We start from the raw sequence: 12338 nt of genomic DNA on the forward strand, positions 1-12338 counted from the left end.
TAATATATGAATGCTGGTATAATTAGCATGGGCAAGTATATTCCGGAAAAAGCTTTGACAAATTCGGAAATTGAACAATTTTTAGATACATCGGATGAATGGATTCGTTCACGGACAGGTATTGGAAATCGATATATCGCAGAGAATGAGGAAACATCAGATTTAGCCTATAAAGCGGCACAACAAGCAATTGAAAATGCCGGTATTACAGCAGATAAAGTGGGATTAATCATTGTCGCAACGGTTACTCAAGATCAGAATTTTCCGAGTGTAGCCTGCCAAATACAAGAACGTCTTGGGGTTTCGGGTTGCGGCGCAATGGACATTTCTGCTGCATGTTCAGGCTTTATTTATGGGACTGCAATAGCAAAACAATTTATTGAGAGTAATAGTTATGAATATATATTAGTAGTAGGTGTTGAAAAATTATCAAAAATAACCGATTGGAAAGATCGGAACACAGCTGTCTTATTTGGTGATGGTGCAAGTGCTGCTGTAATTGGTAAAGTTTCTGAAGGGCGCGGCATATTGGCATATGAACTTGGGGCGGATGGAACAGGTGGAAAACATTTATATTTAAATCCAGAAAACCACATTTCGATGAATGGTCGTGAAGTATTTAAGTTTGCAGTTCGTCAAATGGGTGAGTCCGCAGTCAGTGTACTGGAGAAGGCTGGATTAACGAAGGAAGATGTAGATTACCTAGTACCGCACCAGGCGAATATCCGCATTATGGAGGCTGCTAGAGAGCGTCTAGGACTACCGGAAGAAAAAATGTCGAAAACGATTCAGAAATACGGTAATACATCGGCTGCATCAATCGGTATCTCGATTGTCGACGATTTGGCTGAGGGGAAAATTAAGGACGATGATATCGTTGTATTAGTTGGTTTTGGTGGAGGGCTTACTTGGGGGGCACTCGCATTAAAATGGGGAAAATAAAGAAAGAGAAGGGTGTTAAATGATGGTGAAAAGAAGAGTTGTTGTAACAGGAATCGGCGCAGTAACGCCAGTAGGAAACAATGCAGAACAATCATGGGACAATGTAGTAGCAGGAAAATCAGGAATCGGACCACTAACGCGTGTAGATACGAGTAAATTTCCGGTGTCTGTTGCAGCGGAGGTAAAAGACTTTAATATAGAAGATTATATTGAGAAAAAAGAAGCACGAAAAATGGATCGCTTTACCCATTACGCACTAGCTGCTTCAATGATGGCTGCAAAAGATGCTAACCTTACGATTACAGAAGAAATGGCGCCTCGTGTTGGCGTTTGGATTGGCTCGGGAATTGGTGGAATGGAAACACATGAACAGCAATTTTTGACATTCCAAGAGCGTGGTGTTCGCCGAGTAAGTCCGTTCTTCGTACCAATGATGATTCCTGATATGGCTTCAGGCCAAGTATCGATTTATTTGGGAGCAAAAGGAGTCAACTCATGTACAGTCACAGCCTGTGCTTCAGGGACAAATTCAATCGGAGACGCTTTCAAAGTAATTGAACGCGGGGATGCGGATGTAATGATTACAGGAGGAACGGAAGCACCAATCGTAACAATGGCGGTTGCCGGCTTTTGTGCAAATACTGCATTATCTTTAAATCCAGACACTGCGACGGCATCACGTCCATTTGATAAAAATCGTGATGGCTTCGTTATTGGCGAAGGGGCAGGTATATTAATTCTGGAAGAATATGAACATGCAAAAGCGCGTGGCGCAAAAATTTATGGAGAAGTAGTTGGCTACGGTTCAACAGGAGATGCCCATCATATTACAGCTCCAGCCCCAAATGGTGAAGGGGCTGCACGAGCAATGAAAATGGCGTTGGATGATGCGAATGTCTCTCCAGAGCAAGTAGGATACATTAATGCACACGGTACGAGTACACCGTACAACGATTTATTTGAAACACAAGCAGTGAAAACGGTATTTGGCGATCATGCATACAAGTTGGCAATGAGTTCGACAAAAAGTATGACTGGTCACTTATTAGGAGCAGCAGGTGGTATTGAAGCGATTTTCACAGTACTTGCCCTAAAAGAAGGGATTTTACCTCCGACGATGAATTTACAAGACCCTGATCCGGAATGTGACTTGGACTATGTTGCAAATGCAGCAAGAAAAGCTGATGTGGAATATGGACTGAGCAATTCATTAGGTTTCGGCGGGCATAACGCTTGTTTATTATTTAAAAAATACACAGAGCAATAGGAAATATAAAAAACGAACGGACGAATTCTATCGTCCGTTCGTTTTTCGTATAGTTGTACAAAGGATGGTGTTTTGACACGCTTCGTACTATTTCTATTTTTTTATGGGCTTTGTGTAATGTCGATTAGTAATATGATTTTATACTTAAACTATCGGACATTGGGCTATTCATGGCATGCAGTAATGCTGTACATCCTTCATGGTGCAGAACTGTATTTGCTTCTAATAGCGGTAATCGGAATGGTTAGCGTCGTTTACGGCCTAATCCCATCGCGTTCTCCATTTTCTTAAGCGTTTTGGCTGCGATAGCATCCGCTTTAGCAGCTCCTTCATCTAAAATAAGATCAAGTTCCGGAGAGTCGATTAATGCATAATAGCGCTCTTGTATAGGTGCAATATGGTCGATAACAGCTTGTGCCACACCTGCTTTAAAATCGCCGTAGCCTTTGCCTTCGTATTTTTCTTCTAAATCCTTAATTGAAATTTCTGATAAGGCAGATTCAATAATAAGTAAATTGGATACGCCTGGCTTATTTTCAACGTCAAACTTCACAATTCCCTCAGAATCCGTTACAGCAGATTTGATTTTCTTTTCAATCTCTTTCGGTGTATCCAAAAGACGAATTGTTGCTTTCGTATTTGTATCTGATTTTGACATTTTTTTCGTCGGCTCCTGCAATGATTTGATACGGGCGCCTTCTTTTGGTAATTGAATATCAGGAATCGTTAAAACATCATTGTAACGCTTATTAAAACGTTCCGCTAAATCACGAGTTAGCTCGATATGTTGTTTTTGATCTTCACCTACTGGCACGATGTCTGTATTGTAAAGAAGAATATCGGCAGCCATTAACGGCGGGTATGTTAAAAGTGCGGCAGAAACGGATTCTTTACCAGTTGATTTATCTTTGAACTGTGTCATGCGCTCTAATTCACCGATTGAAGCGACACATTGCAGCATCCATCCTGCCTGTGCGTGCGCAGGTACTTCGGATTGGATAAATAAAATGGATTTTTCAGGATCAATACCGCATGCAATGTACATCGCTGCCAATGATCGGATATTTTTGCGCAATTCCAATCGATCTTGTGGAACGGTAATGGCATGTTGGTCGACGATGCAATAAATAGCATTATTGTCGTCCTGTAAAGCAGGGAATTGTTTAATTGCACCGATATAGTTTCCTAAAGTAATTGTTCCTGTTGGCTGTACGCCTGAAAAGATGGTTTTCATTGGGTGATTCCTCCTTAAAATGGGTAAATAAGATTTTCTTCCAAAATTACTTGAAGTAATTTTTAGACAAAAAAACATCATGCGTCCTCTATTATGTAAATAATAGAAGGGACGAATGATGTTAAAATCCGCGGTACCACCCAGCTTGCCTCAATTGGCCACTCTTCTTCGTAACGTGAAGGGAACGAGCTTAACTAATGGAACTTACATTTAAGTTCGTTCATCAAGCTAACTCGGAAGTCCATTCCATTTAATGAATGATCTGTTTGCACCAACCACAGATTCTCTAGGCATTCGCTTTAAATGTACTACTCTTCGTCATCGTTTTTTCATAATCTTGAAAGTGATTATATCGTAAATATTGAAAAGAAAGCAATTGTTTTATTTGAAAGAAATAGGAATAAAAATGCATTGTAGTGGAAATAGTAGTAAAATAATAAGCTGATTATTTGAAACAACAAATCTTCGTTCAGTTTAATTCTCATCTATATTTGAATAAATGAGAAAAAACATTCTGTCTTTTAAGTTTAAATCTATTAGCATAAGGGTACAAAAATGTTGTAGCACAAAAATAAAGAAAGTGCGCTTAATAGAGAAAAACATGTAATAAAAATTATTACGGTAGTTGAATTATTTGTTGACAATGTGTATTCAAACATGGCGTATTCATGTATAATAAGAACAGAATCTTAAATTAAATTAATTCTAAACTAAGTATTATATATTTACGCTTCCATATGAAATGAAGCTGCATATATCAGTTAAATTGAAATCAATTAGAGAGGAGTGAGACAATGTTAGTAACATTATTTACTTCACCAAGTTGTACTTCATGTCGAAAAGCAAAAGCATGGTTAGAGGAACATGATATCCCATATACAGAGCGCAATATTTTTTCGGAGCCACTTACAATTAGTGAGATTAAGGAAATTTTACGAATGACAGAAGATGGTACCGATGAAATTATTTCAACGCGATCGAAAATTTTCCAAAAATTGAATGTAGATGTTGAAACATTGCCATTGCAAAGATTATACGAGTTAATACAGGAATATCCAGGTCTTTTACGCCGACCGATTATATTGGACGAAAAACGTCTACAAGTTGGCTATAACGAAGATGAAATCCGTCGATTCCTACCTCGTAAAGTACGTGCTTACCAGCTTCAGGAAGCGCAACGCATGGTTAACTAAATAAAAGACACTCATGATGCTACGGTTGCCTAGGGTGCAATTGTGGCATCTTTTTTTTATTTCAGATCATATTAACAAGGAATTCTTTAATACTTGATTTAAACTGATGGGTACAATACAATTTCAATTATTCAAATAATTTATGCTGAATAATGTTTTTTCTTTTCATTTTTATCCAATCCATCATACAATAGAGTTATAGATACTTCCCATTTTTTTAGTATCTTAGTTCCGATGCAATAGAACGCCTTATTGTATGCATTTTGGAATATAAGTGACGTTCTATACAATGACTGTGAAGGGAGTTGAGGTCTAATGGACATCGAACGCATTAATGAAAATACGTTAAAACTATTTATTACGTATAGTGATATCGAAGACCGTGGTTATACGCGTGAAGAAATTTGGTACAATCGCGCTAAGGGAGAAGAGCTCTTTTGGGATATCATTGGCGAAGTAAATACAGATGATTATTTCGACTTAGATGGTCCGATTTGGATTCATATTAATGCTTCTGATAGTGGGTTAGAAGTCGTTGTAACTCGTGCATCTGTAGGGAATGATTCCGAAACTTCATCGATGGTTGGTACTTTTGAAGACGACCTTCATATAGCAGATCAATTAAACGAAATGGAAGAATCGATTTTCAATGCAATTGGTAAGGCAGCCAAAGATGAAGAGCAGACGCTTGAAAATGCACGATTCCGATTTAAAGATATTGATGAGCTAGTGCCTCTTGCAAAACGCGCAGCCCCGTTGGGAGTTAAATCTGCGCTGTATAAATGGGAGGACTACTACTATTTATATGTAGAGTTAGAAAGTCTGGAAATTCAAGAAGCGAAAAATGTCGTTGCATTATGCACTGAATATTTATCTGCTTCCAAAGTTACGAGACACCGCTTGGACGAATACGCGGAGACAATTATTCCAGAGGACTGCTTTGAAACAATCATCACATATTTTGAATAATCAAGTTGTTAAAGCCACCTTATTCAGGGTGGCTTTTTTGTCTGTATAATTGGACTTGTTTGCAGGCATAACCTATTGAAAATGTCACTTTCCCACTAGTTACTTATTATAAGTTGAAACCTGTTCTTCATTTGCTTACGATAGATAAAAAGGAGTGGAAAGCATTGTTGGTCGCACTGACAGAAAAACAACAGCTCTTTCATTTAACGTCAAAGCTCTCGGAACAGGAGCTGCAACAATTAAAGCAACGGCGGCAGTTTTATTGTCCCCAGTGCAGAGAGGAGCTTTTGCTGAAAGCTGGACAGATAAAAATTCCGCACTTTGCACATTATAAAAAAAGTAATTGCGATTCATTATTTTCGGAACGGGAATCAACCAACCATTTATTAGGCAAGCAGCAGCTATTTCAACATTTTACAAAGCTCAAGCTGCAACCAATGCTTGAACCCTATTTGCCCCTCCTCCGTCAACGACCAGATATTTTCATTTCTAAAATGGACAAGCAATATGCTATTGAATTTCAATGCAGCCCAATCTCGCAGGATCTTTTTCTACAGCGAACAAAAGGGTATATAAAGGCAAATATTACACCAATATGGCTATTGCATACACCGGAAAAATTTCAAGCATCAGGAATGTTGAAAATTTCAATTAATCATTTCAATGCTCAATTTATCCAACAGTATAACAATCAAAATTTTCTCCTCACCTATGATGTAAAAAGCAAAAACTTTTACTATTTGAGTAACTTAATTCATATCAATAAAATGCAGTACTTTGCATTTGTTAAAATACTTCCGTTACATCAACAGCAATTTCCATTCCTCATTCCCGATAAAGTCCCGAAGGAAATATTTCATGAGCTCCTCATTAGCTTCAGAAAATACCGTGACCAATATTTGCGACCTCGTATATTGCTGAGCAAAAAAGGGGTTAACGATCAATTTTTACGTGCTTTATATGAACTGCAGTTAACGACCACGAATTTACCATTGTATTTAGGGATTCCAGTAATGAATACAAATGCTTTTGACAGATTTTGTTTAGAGTGGCAAGTACAATTGTTTTATTTTATGAAATGTCACAGTCTTATTCCAAAAACGATGAACCAAAAGGCTATTCCGTATTTTTTTGAATGGATTGGTATGGAACAAACTAGTGAGAGGAAAGTGGCTGTTGTGCAGTATTTAAAAATATTAAGGAAGCTTAATATAGGGCAAGTACATGAAAGTATGAGCTTAAATAAACTTTTTGAAGCTCTATACGACGAATGGGTTGCAATTGGGTAGTGAAATTGATTAAATAGACTTATAATTTCGAATTTCGGAATATTAGGAGGCAAATGAATGGCTAAGCAAATTTTAACACGTGAAGAAGTACCGGAGCATTTAACTTGGGATTTAACAACAATTTTCGAGTCAGATGAGGCTTGGGAAGCAGAACTGAAAGAAGTGGACCAATTATCAAAGCAAGCTTCAGATTTTAAAGGGAAAGTAGCAGACAGTGCTGAAAGCTTATACAATACATTGCAATTTAGCGATGCATTATATGAGCGTCTGCACAAATTATATGTGTATTCTCATTTAAAGCATGACCAGGATACGACGAACAGCAAATATCAGGATTTGGACGGTCGCGTTCGTTCTGTTATTACGAATGTCGGAGCTGCATGGTCATTTATTACCCCTGAAATTTTAGCATTGGATGAAGCAACGCTAAACAGCTATGTGGAAAGCTATGAACCGCTTGCTCTATACAAACAGAGCTTGAAGGAAATTAACTTAGGCCGTCCGCACGTATTATCTGCAGAAAAAGAAGAGCTGTTAGCGCAAATGTCGGAAGTCGCTTCTTCAGCAAGCAAAACATTTAGTGCATTAAACAATGCCGATATCGAATTCCCTAAAATTATTGGAGAAGATGGGGAAGAAGTACAAATTACACACGGCAATTACATTACAATGCTGGAAAGTGATAATCGTGAAGTACGAGAGTCAGCTTTCAAAGCAGTATACAAAACATATGGTCAATATAAAAACACATTTGCGACAACTTTAGCAGGAAATGTGAAGGCGCATAATGCCAATGCAAAAATCCGTAATTACGATTCGGCACGTCATGCAGCATTAAGCAATAACTTTATTCCTGAAAAAGTATATGATCAGCTTATTTCAACAATCCATGATTATTTACCAGCACTACATCGCTACGTGGAACTGCGTAAACAAGTGTTAGGTGTAGATGAACTGCATATGTACGATCTATTTACACCGCTTGTAAAAGAAGTGAAAATGGAAGTAACATACGATGAAGCTATGAAAACGATGGTTGAAAGCTTTGCGCCTTTAGGTAAGGAATATCAGGAGACTGTTCAAAAAGGTTTGGATAGTCGTTGGGTTGACGTTTTAGAAAACAAAGGGAAGCGCAGTGGTGCCTATTCATCAGGTACATTCGGTACAAACCCATATGTTTTAATGAATTGGCAAAATAACGTAAACAATTTATACACATTGGCACATGAATTTGGTCACTCGATGCATAGTTATTATTCACGTGAGAATCAGCCATATCAATATTCTGATTACTCGATTTTCGTTGCGGAAGTTGCTTCGACATGCAATGAAGAGCTACTATTTGATCATTTGATGAAAACTTTGGATGATGAGAAGAAAAAAATATATCTATTAAATCAATGGCTGGATGGTTTCCGCGGTACAGTATTCCGTCAGACGATGTTTGCTGAATTTGAGCATATGATTCATGAGCTTGATGCAAAAGGTGAATCGATTACAGCTGAGAAGCTAACATCAATTTACTATGATTTGAACAAACAATATTTTGGTGACGCGATGACTGTTGATGAAGAAATTGGCCTTGAATGGGCACGTATTCCGCATTTCTATTACAACTATTACGTATACCAATATGCAACAGGTCAATCAGCTGCAACAGCTTTATCAAAACAAATATTGGAAGAGGGAGAACCAGCGGTAGAGCGCTATATTAACAACTTCCTAAAAGCAGGTTGCTCAGACTTCCCAATAGAAGTATTGAAAGCAGCAGGTGTTGATATGGAGTCACCAGAACCAATCGCACTTGCATGTAAGGTGTTTGAAGAAAAGTTAGATGAGTTAGAAAAGTTATTATTAAATAATTAATTGTTTGTGAAAACGCATCTGTTTCAGGTGCGTTTTTTGCTTTTGAAAACGGATTTTCTGTCCGTTATGCAATTTAACAGTCGAAAACTTCTTTCGGTTAAATCCGTGATAAACCGCTATATATCAATGATCTTCGCCTTTTTAACAGCCTTTGAACCAATGAAATTATGGAAACGCTTACTATATGACGAATTTGTGAAATTATAAAAGAATTATTGCAAGAAATATTATTCCATGATAGAGTAATATTTGTGAAATAAATCACATAACAAACATACACCCCTTTGTTTGAACGTGAACATTTCTCCCATCCCCTTTGTGAAAAAGAGGCGTCCTATCTCTCGAGGATAGAGGCGCCTCTTTTGTTTTTTTATACTTCTCCATAAATCCATGTAAAATTCTACATAACTATTTTCCTGCCTTTATTAGCGTTTCTCGGAGTTTATACTTAATTCTATTATAGGACAAAAAAACCAGCTCGCTTAAAGCGTCGCTGGTTAAAATAAATTTATAAGGGCAATTAAATAAAAGTGAATTTATAAAGAATGTGCTATTTTGCACGCCATAGTGTTATTTCATCAGTCATAATACGTTCTACTTTTTGTTGAAGCATCCGTTTTTTTAATTCACGTTCGGCAAGCTGTTCATTAATTGAATAAATTTCTGCAACTTCCGCAGTCGTCAAAATGCTGAAATGATCGAATAAATCATCTAAGGTAGGAACGGGTTGGCGAGTTAATTCTTCACCAAGTAATTCTGCTAAAATATGTTCATAGACTTCGTAATTGTATGAACCACTTACTTTTAATCCTTCATCTTCAATGCATTCGTTGAAAAATACAATACTTGGTACTTCATCAACTTCCATTTCCCGCGTTAAGTATAGGTCACATTGAAATGCACGGGCAGCTTCTTTGGAACCGAAGTCAGATACGAATTCCTCCATATCCAAGTTAACTTGCTGTGCTATTTCTATTAATGTTGCATGAGAATTAATATTTCGAGTATTAAGAACCGCTATTTCCTGTACTTTGTTTAAATAGCGGAAACCAGCTCGCTTACCTTGCAGTTCAGCGGCTTTAATTGCGATTGAAGGTAGTGCAGGATGTGTAATATCCAATTCCGCTCCGGAAACACAGCCTTTCATACGGCTAGTAATGCTGTTTAAAGCAGAGAGTTCCGTACTAAGGACATATCGACATGTAAAGTAATGACCATATTCTACTTGAAGCTTACGCAAAGTCATTTGCATAAGTAATGCTTTTTCACAAAGAGGGTCAATAAAAATATAAAGCTCAATGGGTTTATTACATGTGGACGGTGCAACAGGTTGCTGTAAAAGTTGGACATTATTCACTCAAATCCCTCCTCATCATTTGGGGCGTTAACCATATGGTGAGCAGTCATCACGAGACGCTTATAGTAAACTTCGCGGAATTTACCGTCTAAGCCAACCTCGTCCATCGCTTCTGCCATACATTCTAGCCATGCCTGGGCACGATCGGGTGTAATTTTAAAATGCATATGTCGGGCACGCATCATTGGATGACCGTGTTCTTCAGTGAAGAGATTGGGCCCCCCTAGATACTGCGTTTGGAATTGTATTTGTTTACGAATTGTTTCTGTTAAATCATCTGGAAAAATAGGAATTAATAATGGATGCTTCGCCACTCGAGAGTAGAACGCGTTAATTAATTCAGAAAGCTTTTCAGCGCCGAGTTCCTCATAAGGAATCGTATAATTTCGATTCATTAGTTATACTCCTTTGTGTCTTTCTTAGCCCTTTAATGAAATAGGAATGACGTTTCCGTAATATAAATTTCATTTAGGCGTTACATTCATTCTAGCAACGGAATGATGTTTTAACAAATAAAGTGCCCTGCAAAAAATTTGAAGGGCTCTTTACATCCATATAAAATATGCTAGAAATGCATATATATAGTAGGTTTAATTGTTTATTAAAAAAATTTACAGTAGGAACATTTACATGTTAGAAATTTCAATAATAACGTCAATTAGGAAATAAATGACATTTTGTGTAGCTACACGTTTATATAATCCATTACTTTTTTGACATAATTTTGAGTTTCCTGGAAAGGAGGGATTCCTCCATATTTCTTTACATTTCCTGGACCGGCATTATAAGCGGCAAGAGCTGTCTCTATATTGTTATCGAACTGATTCAGCATTTGACGTAAATATTTGGCTCCACCCATAATATTCTGTTCAGGGTCAAAGCGGTCTTTCACCCCTAGAAAGTTTGCAGTAGCCGGCATTAGTTGCATTAAGCCAGATGCCCCAGCACCACTAATAGCAGACGGATTGAAATTTGATTCCTGCTTCATTACAGCGGTAATTAATTTTTCAGGAATATTGTACTTCTTTGCGGCAGCTGCAATTTCTGCTTGATATTTTTCTGCCCCATTAAAGAAATTATTTATATCGTTATTACGCGTATAATCTGTCATATATGATTCAAGATTAGTTGGTGATACGTTCGTTGCTTGGAGGTAATGTGAACCAGCCAAATCTGTTAAGTTATTTGAATTTTCTAACAAAAATGAAGTGATATAGTTATTGATAGTTGAATTTTGCTGTTCTGAATTTGTGAATTGCTGTAAGGTACCTACATCGCCAAGCCCATTAAGGGATTGACCATTTAATATATCGCTCATTAAATCAGAAAATAAAGTTGAGTTCGATGATGGTAATGTACTTGTGCCTGGTTGGTGTGATGTATTGATGTTTTGCATTGCCTGTAGTTCCAACAATGACTTCATTGATGAAATATCCATGACAGCACCTAGCCTTTCTGATTATTCAATGCCGTCATAAATCGCACAATTTTCTTTTGTGCGGGCTGCGGCTCAATTGAATGTTTCGCTAAAAATGATGAAAAAATTATTTTTCCAATCTTTTCATCATTTGTCTCATATTCTACCTCATAATCGTCGCAGTGCAAATAAAAAGAATGATCGAACACCAGTAAGCCTCCCTCGTAAGGTATCTCTACACGGTCTGTTGTCAATGATCCGTAGCACTTCAACGTGTTCATAGGAATGTCAAAAAGTGCTAATCTTTCATTTACAGTAGGCAATGTAATCCTTTTGCCAGCCAACATTTGATCGGCTTGTTCTCTTGTTATATAATCGGTTGTTTCTAAATGTTGATGTTCTGAAGTTTTTTCTTTTAATGTACACTCAATTGTTTCCCCGAACTCTCGAATTCTAAGTGCACTTTGGTGTTGTTTTAAATGATTACCAGTTGTATCGAAGTAATGGTTAACTTGCCGAATAATCTGCTCGGGCTGGATGGAAAAAGCCTGAAGAAGTTCTTCGTATTGAGCTTTCGTTAAAATATTTTTAAATTCTATTTCAATATGTTGTGTCATTGTTTAATCTTCCTTTGCTGTTTAGGTTTTTTATTTTAAATCAATAAAACGAAACTGCACCAAACGATAGTCCTATGGTAAAATATGAAGTGAAGGCAAGTAGTGGATGGCATAGATTTTTAAAGAGTTCATGCCGGTTTGTAAAATTAAAACATACAACATTAAGACGTAATTGAAAAGGAGTTCA

Annotated in this window: 11 protein-coding genes and 1 other annotated feature; of the genes, 6 read left to right on the forward strand and 5 right to left on the reverse strand. The window is 37.3% G+C overall.

The window, feature by feature from the left end:
* The first annotated feature begins 6 nt into the window (after positions 1 to 6).
* Positions 7 to 942 carry a beta-ketoacyl-ACP synthase III gene (locus NYE67_RS03815; RefSeq protein ID WP_340729249.1) on the forward strand — a complete coding sequence of 312 codons (936 nt, stop codon included), beginning with the start codon at positions 7 to 9 and terminating at the stop codon, positions 940 to 942.
* A 22-nt stretch (positions 943 to 964) separates the two neighbouring features.
* Positions 965 to 2209 carry a beta-ketoacyl-ACP synthase II gene (gene fabF, locus NYE67_RS03820; RefSeq protein WP_340730881.1) on the forward strand — a complete coding sequence of 415 codons (1245 nt, stop codon included), beginning with the start codon at positions 965 to 967 and terminating at the stop codon, positions 2207 to 2209.
* 244 nt (positions 2210 to 2453) lie between these two features.
* Here fabF and trpS read toward each other — a convergent pair whose 3' ends face one another.
* Positions 2454 to 3443, reverse strand: coding sequence for a tryptophan--tRNA ligase (gene trpS, locus NYE67_RS03825; protein WP_340729250.1), 990 nt, complete (start codon positions 3441 to 3443; stop codon positions 2454 to 2456).
* A 104-nt stretch (positions 3444 to 3547) separates the two neighbouring features.
* Positions 3548 to 3774, reverse strand: a binding site (T-box leader).
* A 463-nt stretch (positions 3775 to 4237) separates the two neighbouring features.
* On the opposite strand from trpS, the gene spxA reads away from it, so the two are divergent.
* The 4 genes from spxA (at position 4238) to pepF (ending at position 8760) form a co-directional block, all read left to right on the forward strand.
* Positions 4238 to 4636: a transcriptional regulator SpxA gene (gene spxA, locus NYE67_RS03830; protein ID WP_008403575.1), complete on the forward strand. Its 399-nt coding sequence runs from the start codon at positions 4238 to 4240 to the stop codon at positions 4634 to 4636.
* A gap of 315 nt (positions 4637 to 4951) precedes the next feature.
* Positions 4952 to 5605 (forward strand): adaptor protein MecA, encoded by a 654-nt coding sequence (gene mecA / locus NYE67_RS03835; protein ID WP_191698624.1) that lies wholly within the window; start codon positions 4952 to 4954, stop codon positions 5603 to 5605.
* A 131-nt stretch (positions 5606 to 5736) separates the two neighbouring features.
* Entirely contained in the window at positions 5737 to 6894 is a 1158-nt protein-coding gene (locus tag NYE67_RS03840) for a competence protein CoiA (protein WP_340729251.1), read from the forward strand.
* A gap of 57 nt (positions 6895 to 6951) precedes the next feature.
* On the forward strand, positions 6952 to 8760 hold the full coding sequence (gene pepF / locus NYE67_RS03845; protein ID WP_340729252.1) for an oligoendopeptidase F: 1809 nt from the start codon (positions 6952 to 6954) through the stop codon (positions 8758 to 8760).
* Positions 8761 to 9310: 550 nt separating this feature from the next.
* Here pepF and NYE67_RS03850 read toward each other — a convergent pair.
* From NYE67_RS03850 to NYE67_RS03865, 4 genes are all read right to left on the reverse strand, one after another.
* Complete coding sequence (locus NYE67_RS03850; protein WP_191698621.1) at positions 9311 to 10117, reverse strand: DsbA family protein; 807 nt, start codon at positions 10115 to 10117, stop codon at positions 9311 to 9313.
* Positions 10114 to 10512 (reverse strand): globin domain-containing protein, encoded by a 399-nt coding sequence (locus tag NYE67_RS03855; protein ID WP_340727069.1) that lies wholly within the window; start codon positions 10510 to 10512, stop codon positions 10114 to 10116. The genes NYE67_RS03850 and NYE67_RS03855 overlap by 4 nt, the downstream gene beginning before the upstream one ends.
* A 290-nt stretch (positions 10513 to 10802) precedes the next feature.
* Entirely contained in the window at positions 10803 to 11555 is a 753-nt protein-coding gene (locus tag NYE67_RS03860; RefSeq protein WP_340729253.1) for a lytic transglycosylase domain-containing protein, read from the reverse strand.
* A gap of 8 nt (positions 11556 to 11563) precedes the next feature.
* Positions 11564 to 12151, reverse strand: coding sequence for a CYTH domain-containing protein (locus NYE67_RS03865; protein WP_340729255.1), 588 nt, complete (start codon positions 12149 to 12151; stop codon positions 11564 to 11566).
* Positions 12152 to 12338: the final 187 nt, after the last annotated feature.

The organism is Solibacillus sp. FSL W8-0474, assembly GCF_038004065.1.
GTDB classification, from domain to species: Bacteria; Bacillota; Bacilli; order Bacillales_A; family Planococcaceae; genus Solibacillus; species Solibacillus faecavium.

What these genes read in the sequence shown, in the direction of transcription:
- NYE67_RS03815 (WP_340729249.1), top strand. Translation starts at nt 7, where the DNA reads ATGAATGCTGGTATAATTAGCATGGGCAAGTATATTCCGGAAAAAGCT.
- fabF (WP_340730881.1), top strand. Translation starts at nt 965, where the DNA reads ATGGTGAAAAGAAGAGTTGTTGTAACAGGAATCGGCGCAGTAACGCCA.
- trpS (WP_340729250.1), bottom strand. Translation starts at nt 3,443, where the DNA reads ATGAAAACCATCTTTTCAGGCGTACAGCCAACAGGAACAATTACTTTA.
- spxA (WP_008403575.1), top strand. Translation starts at nt 4,238, where the DNA reads ATGTTAGTAACATTATTTACTTCACCAAGTTGTACTTCATGTCGAAAA.
- mecA (WP_191698624.1), top strand. Translation starts at nt 4,952, where the DNA reads ATGGACATCGAACGCATTAATGAAAATACGTTAAAACTATTTATTACG.
- pepF (WP_340729252.1), top strand. Translation starts at nt 6,952, where the DNA reads ATGGCTAAGCAAATTTTAACACGTGAAGAAGTACCGGAGCATTTAACT.
- NYE67_RS03855 (WP_340727069.1), bottom strand. Translation starts at nt 10,512, where the DNA reads ATGAATCGAAATTATACGATTCCTTATGAGGAACTCGGCGCTGAAAAG.
- NYE67_RS03860 (WP_340729253.1), bottom strand. Translation starts at nt 11,555, where the DNA reads ATGGATATTTCATCAATGAAGTCATTGTTGGAACTACAGGCAATGCAA.
- NYE67_RS03865 (WP_340729255.1), bottom strand. Translation starts at nt 12,151, where the DNA reads ATGACACAACATATTGAAATAGAATTTAAAAATATTTTAACGAAAGCT.